Consider the following 18935-nt stretch of genomic DNA (forward strand, 5'->3'; position numbering starts at 1 on the left):
GAGTCCCGGTTCACGTTGTGTTCGACAGCGGGGATGCGAGGGTTTACCGGTGACCGCTCAACTCGAGTACCCCGACATTCAGGACGCGGACGCCCTGCTGTCGGTCCAGGGGCTGTGGAAGGTGTTCGGCCCGAAGGCCCAGCGGGTCCCGCGTCGCCCCGAGCTGGCCGGGCTGGACAAGGCCGCGCTGTACGCGAGGACCGGCTGTACGGCGGCCGTCCGCGACCTCAGCTTCGGTGTCGCGCCCGGTGAGGTGTTCGTCGTCATGGGCTTGTCCGGCTCGGGCAAGTCCACGCTGGTGCGCTGCCTGACCCGGCTGATCGAGCCGACCGCGGGCAGTCTGGTCTTCGAGGGTGAGGATCTGCGTGCGGCCGACGAGAAGCGGTTGCGGGCGTTGCGCCGGAGCAAGTTCTCGATGGTCTTCCAGCACTTCGGCCTGCTGCCGCACCGCAAGGTGATCGACAACGTCTCGTACGGGCTGGAGATCCGCGGCGAGAGCAAGCCGGACCGGCGCCGGCGCGCGCAGGAAGTGATCGACCTGGTCGGTCTGGCCGGCAATGAGCACCTGTACCCCGAGCAGTTGTCCGGCGGCATGCAGCAACGCGTCGGTCTCGCCCGGGCGCTCGCCAACGACCCCGACGTACTGCTGTTCGACGAGCCGTTCTCCGCGCTGGACCCGTTGATCCGTCGGGAGATGCAGACCGAGGTCGTGCGTCTGCACCGCGAGGTCGGCAAGACGATGGTGTTCATCACCCACGACCTGTCCGAGGCGCTGAAGCTCGGCGACCGGATCCTGCTGATGCGCGACGGCGCCGCGGTCCAGCTCGGGACCGGCGACGAACTGGTCGGCGCACCGGCGGACGACTACGTCCGCGAGTTCGTGCGGGACGTGTCGCGGGCCGACGTACTCACGCTGCGCTGGATCGTCCGCGCACCGCGACCGGACGAGCAGCTGGACGGACCCGAGCTCGGCCCGGACGTGCTGGTCCGCGAGGCGACCCGCCTGGTCCTCGAGTCCGACCGCCCGGTGAAGGTCGTCGAAGGTGGCACGTTGCTCGGCGTGATCGGCGACGAGGAAATCCTCGCCGTCGTCGCGGATGTCTGATGGCCTCGATCACAGGCGGGGTGGAGATCGAGGTACGGCGGCCGCGGCGGGGTGTGGTCGTCGGGGTCCTGCTCGTCGTCTGGCTCGCGGCGTACTTCGTGCTGCGCGGGATCGACACGCTCGTCCTCGGCGGGCAGGAGACGACCCCGCTGCACCGGTGGCTGACCGAGCACCGCGACGACGCAGGCCAGGGGAACGTCTTCTTCGACGCGGTCCGGATCGCCGTCGACCACCTCGTCGTGCTGCTGCAGAACATGATCTCGCAGCCGTCGTTCGACCGCCCGGTCCCGGTGATCGGGTGGCTCGGGGTGGTCGCGATCTCGGCGTACTGCGCCTGGGCCTTCGGCAACTGGAAGGTCGCCGTACTGACCGCGGCCGGGCTCGGCTTCGTCGGGCTGCAGGGGTTGTGGCAGGAGAGCATGGACACGCTCGCGCTGACGATCGCCGCGGTCCTGCTGTCGCTGCTGGTCGCGATCCCGCTCGGGATCTGGGCCGGGCTGTCGAACCGGGCCTTCAAGGTCGCCACGCTGGTGCTGGACCTGATGCAGACGCTGCCGACGTTCGTGTATCTCGCGCCGCTGACCTTGTTCTTCGCGATCGGACCGGCCGCGGCCACGATCGCCACGCTGATCTACGCGGCGCCGCCGGCGGTTCGGCTGACCGCGCACGCGATCCGCTCGGTGCCGCCGGAGAGCGTCGAGGCGGCGCGTTCGCTCGGTTCGACGCGCGGACAGACGCTGACCAAGGTGCTGCTGCCGATGTCGCGGTCGACCGTGGTGGTCGGGATCAACCAGACGATCATGGCCGCGCTCTCGATGGTGACCGTGGCCGCGCTGATCGATGCGCCGGGCCTCGGCCAGACCGTCCTGAAGGCATTGCAGACGCTGGACGTCGGTGTCGCGTTCAACGCGGGCCTTGCGATCGTGGTGATCGCGATCGTGCTCGACCGGGTGACGACGGCCGCGGGCGACCGTCCCTGGCGTACGGCGAGCCGCCGCCGGCGTCTCCTCCTCGGCGCCGGAGCCGTGGCCGTGCTGGTCGCGGTGTGGTTCTCGCGGACCTACGTGTGGGCCGCTGAGTTCCCGACCAGCGTCGGTGTTGGCGCCCGGATCGCGACGGTCACCACGGACGTGACCAACTGGATCCAGGACGTCTTCGGCGGATTCACGTACGGCGTGCGGGACGCGGTGACGAAGGCCCTGCTCAACCCGCTCGAGGGGTTGCTGACCGGGTCGCCGTGGTGGCTGGTGGCAGCGGTCGTCGTCGTACTGGCGTTTGTCCTCGGTGGTTGGCGCGGTGCCGTGCCGGCGGCGATCTGCTTGGGTCTGCTCGTCGCGACCGGGGTGTGGCACGACAGCATGATCACGCTGGCGTCGACGCTGCTCGCCACCGTCGTGGTGGTCGCGGTCGGGCTGGCGCTGGGCGTGTGGGCCGGGCGGAACCGCCGGGTCGACGTGTGGATCCGGCCGGTGCTCGACGCCGGGCAGACGATGCCGCCGTTCGTGTACCTGGTGCCGTTCCTCGCGCTGTTCGGCACCAGCCGGTTCACCGCGATCGCGGCCGCCGTCGTGTTCGCGGTCCCGGTCACCACCAAGATCGTTGCTGACGGCATCAAAGCGGTCCCGGTCGCGACCGTCGAGGCGGCGAACTCGGTCGGCTCCAGCGCCTGGCAGGTGATCAGCAAGGTGCAGCTGCCGGTGGCCCGGCGGGCGATCACGCTCGCGGTCAACCAGGGCCTGATCTACGTGCTCTCGATGGTCGTCGTCGGCGGCCTGGTCGGTGCCGGCGCGCTCGGGTACGACGTGGCCGCGGGCTTCGCGCAGAGCGAGCTGTACGGCAAGGGGTTGGCGGCCGGGCTGGCGATCGTGCTGCTGGGCGTGCTGCTCGACCGCGTGACGCAGGCGGCGGCCCGCCGTACCCAGGATTTCCGAACAAGAGGAGAGAAGCGGTGAAGAAGCTCCGGTACGCCGGTGTCTTGACAGCGGTCGCGCTCGCGCTGGCCGGGTGCGGTGGGCAGAAGGTCGGGGAGGACAAGCCGGCCGCCGGGGGCAAGGAGTGCGGGTCGTTCAACCTGACCGTCAGCCCGTGGGTCGGGTACGAGGCGAACGCGGCCGTGGTCGCGTACGTCGCGACCAAGGACCTCGGCTGCAAGGTGGTGAAGAAGGACCTGAAGGAGGAGATCGCCTGGCAGGGCTTCGCCACCGGTGAGATCGACGTGAACCTGGAGAACTGGGGCCACGAGGACCTGAAGAAGAAGTACATCACCACCCAGAAGGTGGCGGTCGAGGCCGGCTCCACCGGGGTCAAGGGCGTGATCGGGTGGTACGTGCCGCCGTGGATGGTGCAGGCGCACCCGGACATCACCGACTGGAAGAACCTGAACAAGTACGCCGCCCTGTTCAAGACGTCGGAGTCCGGCGGCAAGGGGCAGCTGCTCGACGGCGACCCGTCGTACGTCACCAACGACGAGGCGCTGGTGAAGAACCTGGCGCTGAACTACAAGGTCGTGCAGAGCGGCAGCGAGACCGCGCTGATCCAGGCGTTCCGGGACGCGGAGAAGAACAAGAAGCCGCTGCTCGCGTACTTCTACGAGCCGCAGTGGTTCTTCAACGAGGTCAAGCTGGTGAAGATCGACCTACCGGCGTACAAGACCGGGTGCGACGCCGTTCCGGCGAAGGTCGCCTGCGACTACCCGCCGTACGACCTGGACAAGATCGTGTCGAAGAAGTTCGCCGACTCGGGCAGCCCGGCGTACGACCTGGTGAAGAACTTCAAGTGGACCAACGAGGACCAGAACACGGTCGCCCGGATGATCGCGGTGGACAAGCTGACGCCGGACCAGGCCGCCGAGAAGTGGGTCAAGGACAACCAGTCCAAGGTCGACGCCTGGCTGGGGAAGTAACTAGAACATCCCTGGCCCCGGGGTGAGGACGGATGCCGGGTCGTACCTGCGCTTGAGATCGCGCAGGTGCGGCCACCGGTCGCCGTAGTGCCTGCGCCAGTCGACCTGCTTGAACGGCGTGGACTCGATCGGGTAGCGGGTGGCGCCGAGGTCGCGGGCCCGATCGAAGAGGCGCTCGTTGCGCTTGACCATCTTCGCGCCGAACTCGGGGCCGGCTCCGTGCGGCCCCGCAGTCATCAGCGTGAACAGGTAGACCCAGTCGCTGCCGTCGCCGACCGGGAGGCGCAGCGACGGCCGGGTCAGCCGGGAGCGGCGGTGCGCATACATCAGTACGAAGCCGCCGACCCCTACGTCCTCGGGCGTCAGCTGGCTGACGACTTCGGTCACGTACTGCTCGACCGAGACCTCTGGCAACCAGAGGGTCATCCACGGCTTCTGCAGGTGACTCCAGTCGAGCGCCTGGTTGAGCTCGTCGACTGCCTCGTCGATCCGGGTGACGTGCGGGAGGAAGTCGTTCTCGGTGATGACCGCGTCGGTGTTGGTCAGCCCGCGCAGCAGCTGAGCGTCGTCCGGCGGTGTCGCGGCCGGGTGGAACGTGAACGCGTTGAGGTGGTGGACCTCGCCGTGCTCGCCCGGCCGCCACCAGTCGCCGTAGATCTCGCTGATCTCGCCGCGCTTGATCAGCGTCTTGAAGTCGGTGAAGAAGTCCGTCGAGCTGGTGTACGCGAGCTCGTGCCCGCGGACCCGCTCCGGTGCCGGGATCAGCCGGACGGTCGCCTTGGTGATGATCGCGTACTGACCGAGCCCGGCAAGCACCGCCTCGAACAGGTCGCGGTCGTGCGTCGCCGAGCACGTCCGCAGCTCGCCGGTCCCGGTGACGACCTCGAGCTCGATCACACTGTCGACCTGGCTACCGGACTGGATCGCCGGCGGGATCCCGCCGAGCGACAGGGTGCCGCCGAAGCTCAGACCGAGGAATCCGGTCAAGGCCGGAGGTGTCAGGCCGTGCTCGTGCGCCGCGTTCGTCAGCTCCAGCCAGTCGGCGCCGGCATCGACGACCGCGTGGTCCGGTCCAATCCGGTGGATCGTCTTCAGCGCGCGCATCTCGATCAGCAGGCCGCTGACGAGACCTTGTCCGTCGGTGGTGTTCGCGAGTCCGCGCGGTGCGACCCGGATGCGGTGGCGAGCGCAGTACCGGACCATGGCCTGGATGTCCGCGACCGATCCCGGGACAAGGACGGCCTGCGGTACGACGTGACGGTACTGACCGCCGTCCTTGGAATCCTTCTCGCGGCTGGGCACGTCCAGCAGCAGTTGGCCGTCGAGTGGTGGGACGGGGTCGAAGTCACCGCCTCCCGCGGTGGCCCAGGCGCCTCGCGCCGGGCTGAACCCAGCGACCAGCACTCCTAGCCCGAGAGCTCCCAGCACCGCGCGACGACTGCTCATCCCGACCTCCCCGGCTGCCTGTGACCGGCACGTTATCCCGCTGCGGGCTCATCGTGACAGGTTGAAGTCGGGTTGAGCTTGTTCACACGGGCCGGGGGCAACTATCACGATGTGGATCGGCAACGCCGACGACACGCCGGTTTTTCGCCGAAACCGGGTAAGTTCACTCCATGATCATCGTGACAGCTGCACTGAAGGGCGGGGTCGGCAAGACAACCACGTCGGTGTACTTGGCCGCGCTGGCATCTTCCAACCGCCGAACCTCCACTCTCATCGACGCGGATCCGCAGGGCAGCGCGGCGGACTGGATCGCGGAGTCCGACGACGAGCACCTGAACCGGATCGAGATCGCGGAGGCTCCGACCGAGCGTCTGCTGAGCAAGGCCCTGGACAAGGTTCCGCCGGAGGGGATCGGCATCGTCGACATGCCTCCGTCGCACGAGCGGCTGCTGAACAAGGCGCTCGAGCGGGCCCGGATCGTCATCATCCCGACCCGCGTCGGCGGCGTCGAGACGCCGCGGGTCAAGGCGGTGCTGGAGCTGGTGCCGGACAACATCCCGGCCGGCCTGGTGATCTGCTCCGCGCGGACCTACACCCGCAGCTACCAGGAAGCCATGCAGCAGTACGCCCAGGAGAACATCCCGGTCTGGGGCACGATCCCGGAGCGCGTCTCCATCACCGCCGGACCGACCGGCCCGCTCGCGGGCGACGGCCTCGAGTCGTACAAGAAGGTCTGGCGCAAGATCCTCGCCGCCGCCCGCAGCTGACCCCACCCCCCGGCGCCACCCACTCCCCACCCACCCGGACCGCCGCACCGCGCCCGCCCAGTCCGCGTTCGAGGGGTTATCCCCGCGAGTTGTGGGTTCTCCTCTGGTATGCGAGGGGAGAAGGCTCAACTCGCGGGGATAACCCCTCCGGTGGGATCAGGGTCGGTCGCGGGGATCACCCCTCGAATGGGGTCAGCGTTGGAGGGGTGGTTCGCCGCGGACGTAGGAGCGGATGACGGTGGCGGCTGCGCCGCGGGCCCAGTCGTCGAAGGTGTGGGACCGCAGCATGAGGGTGCAGCCGCCGGCCGCGCCGAACGCGTGCTCGGCGAAGGCCTGGCGCATCCGCTCCTCGTACAGGTCGTACTCCGCCACGCCCTCGCCCGCGATGACGACGAGCTCGGGGCCGACCAGATTCACCATTGCGGCCAGCGCTGCGCCGATCACCTCACCGGCCCGGTCGAACGCCTCGCGCGCGTGGGCGTTGCCCTCGTGCGCCAGCTTGATCGCACCGGCCAGGTCGAGGTCCTTCTTGCCGGTCGTCTCGCGGGTCCGCGCCAGGATCGCGTCCGACGACGCGACGGTCTCCACGCAGCCACGCCGGCCGCAGGTGCAGACCAGGTCGCCAGGAGCCAGCGGGAGATGGCCGAGCTCGCCGGAGACGCCGTACGCGCCGGAGACGACCTCGCCGTTGATGTAGAGACCGCAGCCGATCCCGGAGCCGATGGTCACGACCGCGAACGAGTCCGCGTTCACCCCGACGCCGAACCAGTGCTCGGCGACGGTCAGCGCGCGGACGTCGTTGGTCACCACGATCGGGAGCCGGATCCGCTGCCGCACCAGGTCCGCGACCGGGACCGCACGCCAGCCCATCAGCGGCGAGTCCCGGACCTCGCCGTGCGTCGCATCGACGTCGCCCGACACCGCGATTCCGACCCCGGCCAGCGGTCCGGCGACGGCGTCGCCGTTCTTGAGGTCGCCGATCAACGCCTTCACCAGGTCCACGAGCCGGTCGATCACCGCCTCCGGGTCGGTGCCGGTGAGCTCGTCGTGCCGGACGTTCAGGATCCCCGCGGTGAAATCGGTGGTCACGCCAATGAGGCTGGTCGGCGTGACCTTCACGCCGATCACCGAGACGCTGCTCGGGACGACGGTCAGCGGGCTGACCGGGCGCCCGATACCGAGCTCGGCGCCCGGCGGTGTGGTCGCCTGGTCGGTGACGAACCCAGACTCGATCAGCGGCGCGACCGCCTTCGTCACAGCCGCCTGCGACAGCCCGGTGCGGCGCGCGATCTCCACCCGCGGGATCGGGCCTTGCGTCAGGATCTTGGTCAGCACCTCAACGCCCGCCGGCGTGGCCAGCGGGAGAGGACGATGGGGACGCAGCGGCACGAGAACAACTTACCGGCGCGTCACCCCTCCGCGCGGGTTTCCTGCAGTGTTGGCGCGGTGAGGGCCCACCGCATCGTCTTGGTGAGACCCGTGCCGACCGCTCGGACCACGGTCTGCTCGGCCAGCGGCAGGTACGGCAGCCGTAGCGGCAATCGGGTCCACCACGGGAGCAGACCGACCGCGGCCGCTGTCAGGATGCCGTACGCCGGTCGCACGGCCAGCGGGACCGGCGGGTGGACCAGGACGAACCGGGCTGCCTGGCGCGCCTCCGTCGTACCGCGGAGCTCTGGCCGGTACTCGGCGAGCATCTGGTCCAGCTCGGCCACCGTGGTCGGCGGATCGATCACCCCGAGCTTGCGGGCGACCAGTGCGGCGTCTTCGACGTACAGGTCCTGCTCGGTGGCGTCGAGCGGGTTGGCGCCGTACCGCTGGTGGGCCTTGAGGAAGCTGTCGACCTCGGCGACGTGCACCCACTTGAGCAGATGCGGATCGGATGCCCGGTACTTCACTCCGTCCGGGCTGGTCCCGCGCACGCGTTCATGGATGGACCGGACGTGTTCGATCGCCTCCTCCGCCGCCGGGATGGAGCCGTACGTCGTGATCGCCAGGAAGTAGCTGGTCCGGCGCAGACGGCCCCACGGGTCACCGCGGTAGCCGGAGTGCGCCGAGACGGCAGCCATCGCCAGCGGGTGCAGCGACTGCAGCAGCAGCGCCCGGAGTCCGCCTGCGAACATCGACGCGTCGCCGTGCACCCGCCGGATGGGGCGGTCCGGTGCGAACCAGCGCGGGCCGGGGGTGTCGTGCACCCGGCTGCGCTCAGCCTGTGGGTCCGGTCCCGCAACCTTCGTCAGGATCATCCGGGCAAGGCCGGTCCTCAGCGGGTCCAGCGGGCTGGCAGACATGCCCCCAGTCTCCCCACCACTCCAAGCCCCCGACCGTCAAGACTGTGGGCGGCTGCCGGATGAACGGTCGGAGTACTCGTCGGCGAGGAGCGAGTAGAGGAGGGAGTCGCGCCAGTCGCCGTTGGTGAAGACGTGGTCGCGGAGGTGGCCCTCGTAGGTGAAGCCGAGGCGTTCGACGACGGCAACGGACGCCTCGTTCTCCGGGCCGATCGCGGCGGTCACCCGGTGCTTGCCGAGCGTCTTGAACGCGAACCGCAGCATCACCCGCGCCGCGTCGGTGGCGTAGCCACGGCCCCAGAGGTCCGCGTTGATCGCGTACCCGAGCTTGGCCGCCCACGGCCCGCTGGGAGCGATCCGGGCGAAGCCGATCACCCGGTCGTCCTGCGGCCGGGTGACGGCCTGCATGTAGTCGGGCCGGTCGGCCCGGGCGGACCGCTCGACGATCCCGGCCAGGACCTCGGCGGCCCTGGACCGGTCGTAGCTGTCGAACGCCATCCAGCTGGTGACCCGGTCGTCACCGGCGATGGCCAGGTAGTCGTCGAGATCGGACGGACGGAAATCTCTCAGGCTGGTGAGCTCGCCGGTGAGCGGGTCCATAGGCGCAGGCTACCGGGGGTAGGCCTGCATCGGCGTACGGGTGAAGGACTCGATCTCTTCCTGCAGTTCGCGCGCGTCGTTGGCGTGCGCGGACTGCCGTAGGGCCTGGTGCACGCGGCGGGCCGAGTGCACGACGCCGTTGATCCGGCGCTCGGACGGCAGGCCCAGCACCGGCGCAATCGCGTCGGCCGCGCCGTCCAGCTCGCCGTTGGCGATCCGGGTGATGGCCATCGCGGCCTGGCTGCCGGCGGCGTCGCCGAAGGCCCACTCCGGGTGGTTCTGGTCGGCGTACGCGTCCACGGCCTGGCTGGAGTACCGCTCGGCCTGGTCGACCTCGCCCGGCAGCCACGCCAGCGCGTCGGCGGCGTAGTACAGCTGGCGGTTGCGGCCGAACGTGCAGAGGCCGCCCATGTCGTCCAGGTCGTCGTTGCGGACCGAGTTCCACGCCTGCTCGGCGCGCTCGAGCGCGGCGCGGGTGGCCTCCGGGTTGCCCAGCGCGGCCCAGGCACGGGCCTCGCTGACCGGGAGCCAGACGCTGGTGGTGCTGTTGGCCTGCTCGGCGTAGCCGGCGCCGAGCTGCGCGTACCGCACCGAGTCGTGCGGGTTGCCGGCCCAGTACGAGACCAGGGACTGCAGGCCGCGCACCCAGGCGCGCAGGCCGTGGTGGTCGGCGTTGTCGGCGCACAGGAAGGCCGTGCGGGCCTGGGTCAGGGCGGCGTGCGGGTTGCCGAGGTCGTGGGAAGCCTTGGCGAGCAGGCCGCCGGTCACACCGGCCAGGAAGTACAGCTGCCGGAGGTGCTCCGGGCGCTGCCGGCTCTCCAGCAGGGCGAAGACCAGGTCCTGGGTCTCCACCAGCTGGCCGAGGATCTCCGGCAGTGGGCGCTGCGGGTAGGCAGTCGCGGCGTGGCGCACATCGTCGTACACCTGTTCCATGGCCTCGCTTCCGAGACCGGACTGGGCCGCGAGGGCAAATGCCCTCGCGCGGCTGGCAGCCATGTCGAGAACCTCCATCTCATTACCTGTCGTGATCCGTCCACTCGCGGCAGGTGCCGGCACCACCTGGGCGGCCTGCTCGGGCACGAACGGTGCGAGGAGCTCCTCGACCGGCTTGCCGAACATGCGTTGCAGGGTGCGCCGGGTCTGAGGAGTGGTCCCTGCGCGCTCGCCCGATGCGAGGCGACGCAGGTGCCGCTCGGTGATGGTTCCACCCAGCTCGACGAACTCGGCGACGATCTCGGAGTAGGTCTGGTTCCGGCGCTGGATCAGGTGCGCCAGGACCGTCTTTGGCGCGTACCTACCCGCCATCGTTCCTCCCGTTCACGTCAGTTCAGACGTTGTCTCGACTTTTGCCCCACGACAAGGTGCGGTCCCTCAGATGTCCGCGAGAGGTCCGAAAGAGGTCCGGCAAAGGTCCTCTCCAGGTCCTAGAGCGGTCACGTTGGGCTCGTGCACCATTACTGCCATGACAACCAGTAAGTCCAACTGGTTGCAAGGGCTCAGAGTTACGGGGTGAGAGGTAGTGACCATCGCGGAAATGACGTCGAGGCAGCACCGGCGCAGAGTCCGGGTCTGGTTCGGCGAGCACGTGATCGCGCAGTACGTCGCGGAGGCGCCGTTGGCGGCCCGTTACGAACAGGCGATGCGGCGCCGTTTCGCCGGTCTCAAGGTCACCAACGACCTGCTCGGACCGCTCGACCCCACCGACTGAAACACCTGTAGCACTACCGGCACTGGTAGCACCTTATGCGTCCGGGTCCTCCTCAGACCCGGAGGTGCTACGCCCTGGAGTCTCCTCACGTCCAGGGGTAGCGCTTGGAAGGTCCGTGGCACTCCTCAGCCGCGGACGAAACCCGAGGTGCGGTCCGGAGCACTCCTCAGCTCCGGACCGCACCGTCCAACCAGACCCGGCTGGGCCTGGCGGCTGAGTCCCTGTATCGCCGCCGCCCAGCCGTTCCAACCACCTCCTGGCCGACACCTCGGGCCAGGCAGGGTCGAGTGTCCTGGGCGGTAGGACACCGGAGGCCCCCGACACCTCACCGGGAGCCTCCCCCTGAGGTGGCCGGCTCCGAGTGTGAGCGCCGCGCCTGGGCGGTCACACTCGGAGCCCCTTTGTCATGCCCCAGTTCCCCCGGTCTGCCGGGCAAGGGGTCGCGGCGGCGCTTCCTGAGCGCGCTGGACCGCTAGATGTCCGCTTCCGGTCCGCAGGCGGACTGAAGCCGGGCCAGGAGGTTGTGCGGGTCGTGCAGGACGCGCATCCCGTCGGTCACGACTCGCCGGGTCCCTGGGTCGACCGGATCGATCTCGGCCCACTGCCTGGTCGCGAAGCCGACCTCCACCTCGAGTCCGGACCTCCGCGCGAGGCGTAGCTCGGTCAGGTACGGCCCCCACTGCTGCCGGCGCAGTACCCCGACCGCGTCGAGTGCCTTGAGGACCTCCTCAGACTGCTCGGGTACGTCGGTCAGCACGACGACGTCGACGTCCGACGTCAGCCGAGCGGCGTCACGCGCCCAGGAACCGACCAGACCGACGCCGAGCACGTCGGCATCGCCAGCTGCCCACTGCACGACCGCTGTGAGCACCTCGTCGACCTCTTGCCGGCGTAGGTGCAGCTGAGCCTCCGGATCGGTCACGTAGACGGCGAAGGGTGCGGCTGGCTCGACCCGTCCGGTCTCCTCGACCCAGCCTTCGGACCTGACCTCGCCGGCGTACGTCATGCCAAGCCGCTCCATCACAGCGCGCGAGGCGCGGTTGTGCTGCTCGGTGAACGCGATCACCTTCTTGGCCTGCAGCGTGTCGAACGCGAGCTCCAGCCCGGCCCGACCGAGCTCGGTCGCCAGCCCCCGGCCGCGCGCGGACTCGACCATCGCCCACCCGAGCTCCAACCGGTCGAACGCCCACTCCGGCCCGACCAACTCCGCGATCGCCGCCGCCACCGGCGCATCCACCGGGATCCGCGCCAACCCACCCCGGCCCACCAATCCACCGGTGCGTTCGTAGGCGATCCACTTGCTGACGCCGTCGCGCTCCCAGCTGTCCTGGAAGGCGACGGCTCGCTGGGCAGCCTCCTCGGGCGACCAGGTCGCGTCGTACCAGTGGGACACCAGCGGGTCCGCGAAGATCCGGACCAGGTCCGGTGCGTGTCCGGGCATGACCCCGGTCGGTCCGCTGATCGGTTCGAGCCGGAGGCGGTCGGTGAACCTCGTCCGGACCGTATGCGCCAACAGGTCCCGCAGCCGGCGGTCGCCGTCGGTCCGGTTCACCATGAGTAGCTCTAGGTCGTCCGGTCCGACCCACGCCGACGCGTCGTGCTTGCCGGGTTCCAGCCGCGGCCGGCTCAGGTCCCCGTCGACGGTGATGACGTAGTCGAGCTCACGCCGTACCCGGCCTTCCCACTCCCATTCCCAGTCGGCGGCGGTCCACAGGATGTCGCGGACCTTCCAGCCCGTCTCCTCCTCGACCTCCCGAACCAGCGCCTGCTCCGGCGCCTCCCCCGGCTCCAGATGACCACCGACGATGTCCCAGATGCCCGGCAACAACCGCCGCCCCGCCGTACGTCGCTGCACGTAAACCCGATGCCGCTCGCCCTGAATCAGAGCACCCACACAGTCGACCGCACGCATACCCCCAACCTAGACCGCCCTCGTGACACAGTTCGGCCTCGTGGCAACCACGCAGCGCCAGGTGAGGACGACACTCGGCCTGTTCATTGCCGTATCCCTGGTCAGCGGCGTACTGGGCACCTTCGCAGGCGAGCCCGTGGCGACCGTCCTCGGCAACGCACTCAACCACCACGAGCTGCCGCTCCGCATCGCCGGCTGGTGCTGGGGCGGCCTTCCCTTCGTGCTGCTCGTGCTGCTTCTGCACTTCCGCACCAGCCTGCACCAAGGCCTGCGCCTCGCAACCGGCTACGTGCTGACTACCTGGATCGCCACCGGCTGGTTCCTGATCCCAAGCCGAGCCAGCTCCCTGCAGTCCCGCCTCGGCACAGCTGCCGCCGACATGCGCCCTGTGACCTTCGCGTGGGCCACCGGCGTCCTTCCGGTCATAGCAGTCGCCCTGCTCCTGCTGATCGTCGTCCTGATCCTGAAGAGGTCCCACGGGACCCTTTCAAAACAAGCGCTCCACCGGATGAGCACCTGGCTGCTGGCCGTTTGGATCACCTTCACTGCAGCGGGCCTGCTGGCAGCTCTCGCCGCGCCGCTTCCGTGAGGCGTCAGGCGTTGGCGAGGGGGCGTTCGGTGACTCGGTTGGGCATGAAGGTCACGGCTACTACGAGGAGTACTGCGGCGATTGCCGCGCCGTAGTAGACGTCGTGGATTGCGGGGGCGAGGACGTTGCGGGGGAGCTTTTCGAGGTCCTCGTGGTCCGAGCCGAGCCGGGCGGCGACTACACCGTTGGCGACGGCACCGAAGACCGCTACGCCGACCGCGCTACCTACCGAGCGGGCGAACATGTTGGCGCCGGTGACCACCCCGCGGCTCTGCCACTCGACGGACGACTGCGCCGCGACGACGGACGGCGACGCGGAGAAGCCGAGGCCGATGCCGATCACGAAGCAGGCGGCCGCGAGGTGCAGGACCGAGCTCCCGGATCCGACCGTGAGCAGGAGGATCGCGCCGAGGACGACGATGATCGCGCCCATCAGCATCGTGGTCCGGAACCCGACGCGCAGGTAGATACGGCCGGCGAAGGATGCCGCGATCGGCCAGCCCAGCGTCATCGCGGCCAACGCGAAGCCCGCGACGAGGGCCGACGTACCGAGGATGCTCTGCGCGTACAGCGGCACGTACGTCGACAGTCCGATCATCAGCAGGCCGATCAGCAACGCGGACGAGTTCGCCGAGTTGAGGACCCGCTGGCCGAGCACCCACAGCGGCAGGACCGGCTCCGCGGCGCGCCGCTCGACCAGGACGAAACTGGTCAGCAGTACGACGGCCGCGGCCAGGATCACGATGCTCGTGACCGAGTCCCACTGCCACATCACGCCGCCCTCGAGCAGCCCAAGCAGCAGCAGCGAGCCGCCGACCGCGAGCAGGATCGCGCCGGCGTAGTCGATCTGGTGCCTGGACTTCGCCGCGACCTTCTCCTCGAAGCGGCGGACGAGCACCCACGCGGCGGCCATCCCGAGCGGGATGTTCACGAAGAAGATCCACCGCCAGGAGATGTAGTCCGAGAACACGCCGCCCAGCGTCGGGCCGACGAACGACGAGATGCCCCAGACGCTGGCGATGTAGCCCTGCACCTTGGCCCGCTCGGCGACCGTGTAGATGTCGCCGACGATCGTCATCCCGATCGGCTGGATCGCGCCCGCGCCGAGCCCCTGGATCAGCCGGAACGCGATCAGCGCCGGCATGCTCCAGGCAAACCCGCACAGCACCGAGCCCAGGATGAACAGCCCGACACCGAGCAGCATCATCGGCTTCCGGCCGCGCTGGTCGGCCAGCTTCCCGTAGATCGGCACCGACACCGCCTGCGCCAGCAGGTAGATCGAGAACAACCACGGGAACTGCGTGAACCCGCCGAGATCGTCGACCACGGACGGTACGGCGGTGGCCAGGATCGTCGCGTCGATCGCAACCAGCCCCACGCTCAGCATCACCGCGAGCAGGATCGGACCTCGCTCCGACCGAAGCCCCACACTCGCCCGGTCGACCCGCTGCTCAGTAGTCATATCAGCAACCAATGTATGTGAATCGACAACTATTGCCCTACCCGAGGACCGCCCATCGGACAGCACCGTCCGCGGGTATCTCTCCTGTACGACGAGGCACCCGGCGTGAATGCAAGGCGGCTAGCGCGGCTCGGTGAGCGCGTGGCCGACCAGCGCGCTGCAGAGGACCAGGGCGATCAGGGTGCTCAGAGCCAGGCGGAGTGACGTGTGCTCGGCGATGGTCCCGAGGACCGGGGTTGCGACGCCGCCGATGCTGACTGCCAAGCCGAGGGTCATGCCGCCCGCGGTGCCGACCCGGGTGGGCAGGAAGTCCTGACCGAGGGTTACGTGCAGGGAGAACGGGATCGACATCGCGATCGCGGTCGCCGCCAGGAAGGCGAAGAACATCGGGCCGGGGATGAACACCAGGCAGGCGATGGCCGGTACGGCGACGGCGTACGACGTGCGCAGCGTGCGGACCCGGCCGTAGCGGGTGGCCAGGCGGCCGCCGAGGAGCGTGCCCAGCGCGCCGCACGCGAAGAGGATGAACAGGGTCATGCCGCCAGTGGTGGTGCCGCCGCCGACGCGTTGGCCGGCGTACAGGGCGATGAAGGTGCCGAGGCCGACGAAGACGATCGAGCGGCACACCATGATCGCGGACAGGCGCAGAAACGCCGGCCAGTCGTCGGTGCCATCGAGATGTCGGTGTGCAACGGCTGTGGTGGCCCGGGAGCGGACAGCCCAGGTGGTGATCGCGGCTCCGACCAATGCGGGGACGAGAAGGACCGGGGTCAGGGAGAGACCGCCGGTGGCGATGAGCGGGGTGACCAGGACCGGCGCGAGAGCGAAGCCGCAGTTGCCGCCGACGGAGAACCAGCTCATGCCGACGTGACTGCCGCCGCTGACCAGGCGAGCCATCCGCGCGGCCTCCGGGTGGTACGCCGCTACGCCGAGACCGGAGAGTGCCGCCGTCAGCCAGGTCAGCGGGTAGGCGGTGGTGGTGCCGATCAGTGCGATGCCGAGCCCGGCGGTGGTCATCGCGAGCGGGATCAGCCACGTGAGCGGGCGCCGGTCGGTCAGTACGCCGAACACCGGTTGGACGACCGAGGACAGCAGGGTCGCGGCAAGCGTGATGCCGGACACCGCGACGTACCCGAGACCGCGCTCTGCGACCAGGAACGGGACGAGCGCGGGTACGCAGCCCTGGTAGACGTCCACACACGCATGCCCGACGGCCATCAGCCCGATCGATCGCTTCACGTCTCGATCGTCGTCGGGCCGACGGCTGTCCGGCTTCCGATAAAATGCCAACCTATGCCGGAAATCCGCCAAGACCCTGGTAGCACTGGCCGTCGGCCGATCGAGCCGGGCGGTGAGATCGACCTGCACTGGCACGACCGCCACCAGATTGTGTACGCCGGTCAGGGTGTGCTGTCCGTGAGTACGCCGGCCGGTAGCTGGGTGGCGCCGGCGACCCGAGCCATCTGGGTGCCGGCCCGCATGCCGCACCAGCACCGTGCCTACGGGCAGACGACGCTGCACACCGTCGGTCTGGACGAGAACCCGCTTGGTCTGGAGGCTCCGTCTGCTTTGGTGGTCAGTCCGCTGCTTCGGGAGTTGATCTCCGCCTACACGTCCGGCGCGGGCGAGGTTGGTGAGCGACGGCGGTTGCTGGGCGTACTACTGGATCAGCTGCGGCGGTCGGACGAATCGGCTACTTATCTGCCCGCACCGAGAGACCCAAGACTGACCGAGGTATGTGACGCGCTCAGGGCGGATCCGGCGGAGGGCCGGACGTTGGCTGAGCTGGGTCGTTCCTTCGGTGCGAGCGAGCGGACGCTCAGCAGGTTGTGCAAGGCCGAGCTCGGGATGAGCTTTCCGCAGTGGCGGACTCAGCTGCGGCTGCATGTGGCGTTGGTGTTGCTGGCGGAGGGGGAGAGTGTGACGCGGGTGGCGCACCGGACCGGGTGGGCGTCGACGTCGGCGTTCATCGACACCTTCCGGAGGGCGTTCGGTCACACGCCGGGGGCGCGCAGGGCCTGATCGAGGATGTGGCTCCACTGGCGGACGATGCCGCGGCGGCGGGTGCTGTCGTCGGTCAGTAGGTCGGCCAGTCCGAGGCCGCGTGCCATGTCCAGGACGCCCTGGACGGTCTCGCGGACGCCAGGGGTGCGCTCACTGACCTCTAGTACCTCCAGCAGTGCCCGGTGCGCCTGTCGACCCACATGTGCTTCCAGCCGGACGATCTGCTGTCGCAGAGGCTCCTCGGTCGACGCCGCCACCCACAGGTGCAGTGCGGCTCGGAACAGCGGGCCGCAGTACACGTCCGCCAGCAGCCCGACGATCGCCTCGGTGCGTCCAGGTCCGCTTGGCAGCGCAGCGGCCTGCTCCCGGATCTCTGCGAGCCGGACCGAGGTCATGTACTCGACCGCCGCTGCGAACAGGTCTGCCCGCGTCGGGAAGTGGTGCTGCGCCGCGCCCCGCGACACCCCGGCCCGTGTCGCCACCACGCTCACCGTGGTGGCGGCGTACCCGACCTCGGCCAGCGACTCGACCGCAGCCTCCAGCAACCGCTGCCGCGTCGCCCGCGACCGGTCCTGCTGAGGTGCCTTCAAAGCCTCACTCACGCGCGGCCTCGCGGGCGCGCAGCTCGCGCCGCAGGATCTTCCCCGACGCCGCCTTCGGCACCGCGTCGATGAACTCCACCTGCCGGATCTTCTTGTACGGCGCCACCCGCGCGGCGACGTACTCCATCACGTCCGCCTCGGTCAGCTCCACGCCGGGCATCGGCACGACGTACGCCTTCGGTACTTCGTTGCCGTCGGCATTCACCCCGATCACCGCCGCGTCCGCGACCCGGTCGTCGGTGAGCAACACCGCCTCGAGCTCGGCCGGCGGCACCTGGTACCCGTGGTACTTGATCAGCTCCTTCACCCGGTCGATCACGAACAGGTAGCCGCGGTCGTCCACCCGCCCGATGTCACCCGTGTGCAGCCAGCCGTCCCGGTCGATCGTCGCGTCCGTCTCCGCGGGCCGCCCGAGGTACCCCTTCATCACCTGCGGCCCGCGGATCCAGATCTCGCCCCCGTCCGCATCGTTGCCATCGGCACCGACCAGCCGCATCTCGGTGGACGGGAACAGCTTGCCGACGGCGCCGGGCGGCGGCTCCGGGTCGTCCTGCGGTACGGCGTGCGTCCCCGGCGACAGCTCCGTCATCCCATAGGCCTGCAGTACGGCGTGCAGCCCCAGCCGTTTCGCACATGCCTCAGCCAGCTCACCGTCCAGGGGCGCCGCCGCTGAGGTCACGTACTTCAGGTGCGACAGGTCCACCCCGTCCACCGCCGGGTGCTTGGCCAGCGCGAGCACGACCGGCGGCGCGACGAACGCCCGCGTGATCCGCTGCTCGTCGAGCGTGGTCAGGAACTGCTGCAGCTCGAACTTCGGCAGCACGACCACGGTCGCACCGAGCCGCAGCGGCAGGTTCATCAGCACCGACAGCCCGTAGATGTGGAAGAACGGCAGGATCGCGATGATCCGCTCGTCGTCGGCGACCGTGATCATCACCTCAGCCTGGGAGATGTTCGTCGCGATGTTCCGGTGGGTCAGCATCACGCCCTTGGCCGCGCCGGTGGTCCCGCTCGAGTACGGCAGGACGGCGACGTCCTCGGCCGGGTTGATCGATACGACCGGCTCCGGCGCGGTCGATGCGATCAGCTCCATCACCGACCGGTACCCCTCGGCCTGGTCGCAGACGAAGATCTCGGTCACGTCCGTGCCTTCGACCGCCGCGGTCGCGACCGGCAGGAACAGCGAAATCGTCACCAGCAACTTCGCCTTCGAGTCGATCAGCTGCTTGTGCAGCTCGTCCGCGGTGTAGAGCGCGTTCACCGTGGTCACGGTCGCGCCGGCGCGGGTGGCGCCGTAGAACACGACCGGGTAGAGGATCGTGTTCGGGCTGTAGAGCGCGATCGTGTCGCCCTGCCGGATGCCGAGCTCGGCCAGCCCGGCCGCGACCCGGCGGTGCATGTGGTCGAGCTGCGCGTAGCTGAGCTCCCGGCCGGTGACGCCGTCGACCATCGCGGGCCGGTCGCCGTACGCCTGGGCGTTGCCGAGGACGGCGTCGTGGATCGGTACGTCGAGCACCTCGACGGGCGGGAACTGGCTGGTGATGATCATC

At 69.4% G+C, this 18935-nt stretch carries 17 protein-coding genes; 7 read left to right on the plus strand and 10 right to left on the minus strand.

Going from position 1 to position 18935, the window contains the following annotated elements; translation table 11 throughout:
* Positions 1-49: 49 nt before the first annotated feature.
* From AB0E69_RS32970 to AB0E69_RS32980, 3 genes are read left to right on the plus strand one after another with little or no spacing between them, the layout of a single operon-like run.
* On the plus strand, positions 50-1105 hold the full coding sequence (locus tag AB0E69_RS32970; RefSeq protein WP_360155178.1) for a glycine betaine/L-proline ABC transporter ATP-binding protein: 1056 nt from the start codon (positions 50-52) through the stop codon (positions 1103-1105).
* Positions 1105-3057, plus strand: coding sequence for an ABC transporter permease subunit (locus AB0E69_RS32975; RefSeq protein ID WP_360155181.1), 1953 nt, complete (start codon positions 1105-1107; stop codon positions 3055-3057). The genes AB0E69_RS32970 and AB0E69_RS32975 overlap by 1 nt, the downstream gene beginning before the upstream one ends.
* Entirely contained in the window at positions 3054-4007 is a 954-nt protein-coding gene (locus AB0E69_RS32980; RefSeq protein WP_360155184.1) for an ABC transporter substrate-binding protein, read from the plus strand. Before AB0E69_RS32975 ends, AB0E69_RS32980 begins: the two co-directional genes overlap by 4 nt.
* Here AB0E69_RS32980 and AB0E69_RS32985 read toward each other — a convergent pair whose 3' ends face one another.
* Positions 4008-5453, minus strand: a complete 1446-nt coding sequence (locus AB0E69_RS32985) for an FAD-binding protein (protein WP_360155187.1) — start codon at positions 5451-5453, stop codon at positions 4008-4010.
* 170 nt (positions 5454-5623) lie between these two features.
* Here AB0E69_RS32985 and AB0E69_RS32990 point away from each other — a divergent pair, with 170 nt between their 5' ends.
* Positions 5624-6220: a ParA family protein gene (locus tag AB0E69_RS32990; RefSeq protein ID WP_360155190.1), complete on the plus strand. Its 597-nt coding sequence runs from the start codon at positions 5624-5626 to the stop codon at positions 6218-6220.
* 192 nt (positions 6221-6412) lie between these two features.
* On the opposite strand, the gene AB0E69_RS32995 is transcribed toward AB0E69_RS32990, so the two are convergent.
* The 4 genes from AB0E69_RS32995 to AB0E69_RS33010 are packed head-to-tail and all read right to left on the minus strand — an operon-like array spanning position 6413 to position 10413.
* Positions 6413-7609 (minus strand): ROK family transcriptional regulator, encoded by a 1197-nt coding sequence (locus AB0E69_RS32995; RefSeq protein WP_360155193.1) that lies wholly within the window; start codon positions 7607-7609, stop codon positions 6413-6415.
* 20 nt (positions 7610-7629) lie between these two features.
* On the minus strand, positions 7630-8511 hold the full coding sequence (locus tag AB0E69_RS33000) for an oxygenase MpaB family protein (protein ID WP_360155196.1): 882 nt from the start codon (positions 8509-8511) through the stop codon (positions 7630-7632).
* Between the two features lie 36 nt (positions 8512-8547).
* Complete coding sequence (locus tag AB0E69_RS33005) at positions 8548-9108, minus strand: GNAT family protein (RefSeq protein ID WP_360155199.1); 561 nt, start codon at positions 9106-9108, stop codon at positions 8548-8550.
* Positions 9109-9117: 9 nt separating this feature from the next.
* The gene (locus tag AB0E69_RS33010) at positions 9118-10413 is read right to left on the minus strand and encodes an XRE family transcriptional regulator (RefSeq protein WP_360155201.1); all 1296 of its coding nucleotides are present in this window, start codon (positions 10411-10413) and stop codon (positions 9118-9120) included.
* Between the two features lie 229 nt (positions 10414-10642).
* Between AB0E69_RS33010 and AB0E69_RS33015 the strand changes: the two genes are divergently transcribed.
* Positions 10643-10816, plus strand: a complete 174-nt coding sequence (locus AB0E69_RS33015) for a hypothetical protein (RefSeq protein WP_165546409.1) — start codon at positions 10643-10645, stop codon at positions 10814-10816.
* 472 nt (positions 10817-11288) lie between these two features.
* Here AB0E69_RS33015 and AB0E69_RS33020 read toward each other — a convergent pair whose 3' ends face one another.
* Positions 11289-12728, minus strand: coding sequence for a GNAT family N-acetyltransferase (locus tag AB0E69_RS33020; protein ID WP_360155205.1), 1440 nt, complete (start codon positions 12726-12728; stop codon positions 11289-11291).
* 61 nt (positions 12729-12789) lie between these two features.
* Between AB0E69_RS33020 and AB0E69_RS33025 the strand changes: the two genes are divergently transcribed.
* Complete coding sequence (locus AB0E69_RS33025; RefSeq protein WP_360155208.1) at positions 12790-13317, plus strand: hypothetical protein; 528 nt, start codon at positions 12790-12792, stop codon at positions 13315-13317.
* A gap of 4 nt (positions 13318-13321) precedes the next feature.
* Here the strand turns inward: AB0E69_RS33025 and AB0E69_RS33030 are convergent, their stop codons facing one another.
* Both AB0E69_RS33030 and AB0E69_RS33035 read right to left on the minus strand, forming a co-directional pair.
* Positions 13322-14779: an MDR family MFS transporter gene (locus AB0E69_RS33030; RefSeq protein WP_360155210.1), complete on the minus strand. Its 1458-nt coding sequence runs from the start codon at positions 14777-14779 to the stop codon at positions 13322-13324.
* A 120-nt stretch (positions 14780-14899) separates the two neighbouring features.
* On the minus strand, positions 14900-16018 hold the full coding sequence (locus AB0E69_RS33035) for an MFS transporter (protein WP_360155213.1): 1119 nt from the start codon (positions 16016-16018) through the stop codon (positions 14900-14902).
* Between the two features lie 54 nt (positions 16019-16072).
* Between AB0E69_RS33035 and AB0E69_RS33040 the strand changes: the two genes are divergently transcribed.
* On the plus strand, positions 16073-16801 hold the full coding sequence (locus tag AB0E69_RS33040) for a helix-turn-helix transcriptional regulator (RefSeq protein WP_360155216.1): 729 nt from the start codon (positions 16073-16075) through the stop codon (positions 16799-16801).
* Here the strand turns inward: AB0E69_RS33040 and AB0E69_RS33045 are convergent.
* Both AB0E69_RS33045 and AB0E69_RS33050 read right to left on the minus strand, forming a co-directional pair.
* Positions 16774-17385 (minus strand): TetR/AcrR family transcriptional regulator, encoded by a 612-nt coding sequence (locus AB0E69_RS33045; RefSeq protein WP_360155219.1) that lies wholly within the window; start codon positions 17383-17385, stop codon positions 16774-16776. The two genes, AB0E69_RS33040 and AB0E69_RS33045, sit on opposite strands and share 28 nt — an antisense overlap.
* Entirely contained in the window at positions 17378-18934 is a 1557-nt protein-coding gene (locus tag AB0E69_RS33050; protein WP_360155222.1) for an AMP-binding protein, read from the minus strand. The genes AB0E69_RS33045 and AB0E69_RS33050 overlap by 8 nt, the downstream gene beginning before the upstream one ends.
* Position 18935 lies beyond the last annotated feature (1 nt).

It is taken from the genome of Kribbella sp. NPDC026611 (assembly GCF_040638345.1).
GTDB lineage: Bacteria > Actinomycetota > Actinomycetes > Propionibacteriales > Kribbellaceae > Kribbella.

Excerpts from the sequence above, each read along its gene's own strand:
- AB0E69_RS32975 (WP_360155181.1), top strand. The coding sequence starts at position 1,105 with ATGGCCTCGATCACAGGCGGGGTGGAGATCGAGGTACGGCGGCCGCGG.
- AB0E69_RS32985 (WP_360155187.1), bottom strand. The coding sequence starts at position 5,453 with ATGAGCAGTCGTCGCGCGGTGCTGGGAGCTCTCGGGCTAGGAGTGCTG.
- AB0E69_RS32990 (WP_360155190.1), top strand. The coding sequence starts at position 5,624 with ATGATCATCGTGACAGCTGCACTGAAGGGCGGGGTCGGCAAGACAACC.
- AB0E69_RS33000 (WP_360155196.1), bottom strand. The coding sequence starts at position 8,511 with ATGTCTGCCAGCCCGCTGGACCCGCTGAGGACCGGCCTTGCCCGGATG.
- AB0E69_RS33005 (WP_360155199.1), bottom strand. The coding sequence starts at position 9,108 with ATGGACCCGCTCACCGGCGAGCTCACCAGCCTGAGAGATTTCCGTCCG.
- AB0E69_RS33010 (WP_360155201.1), bottom strand. The coding sequence starts at position 10,413 with ATGGCGGGTAGGTACGCGCCAAAGACGGTCCTGGCGCACCTGATCCAG.
- AB0E69_RS33015 (WP_165546409.1), top strand. The coding sequence starts at position 10,643 with ATGACGTCGAGGCAGCACCGGCGCAGAGTCCGGGTCTGGTTCGGCGAG.
- AB0E69_RS33020 (WP_360155205.1), bottom strand. The coding sequence starts at position 12,728 with ATGCGTGCGGTCGACTGTGTGGGTGCTCTGATTCAGGGCGAGCGGCAT.
- AB0E69_RS33030 (WP_360155210.1), bottom strand. The coding sequence starts at position 14,779 with ATGACTACTGAGCAGCGGGTCGACCGGGCGAGTGTGGGGCTTCGGTCG.
- AB0E69_RS33040 (WP_360155216.1), top strand. The coding sequence starts at position 16,073 with ATGCCGGAAATCCGCCAAGACCCTGGTAGCACTGGCCGTCGGCCGATC.
- AB0E69_RS33050 (WP_360155222.1), bottom strand. The coding sequence starts at position 18,934 with ATGATCATCACCAGCCAGTTCCCGCCCGTCGAGGTGCTCGACGTACCG.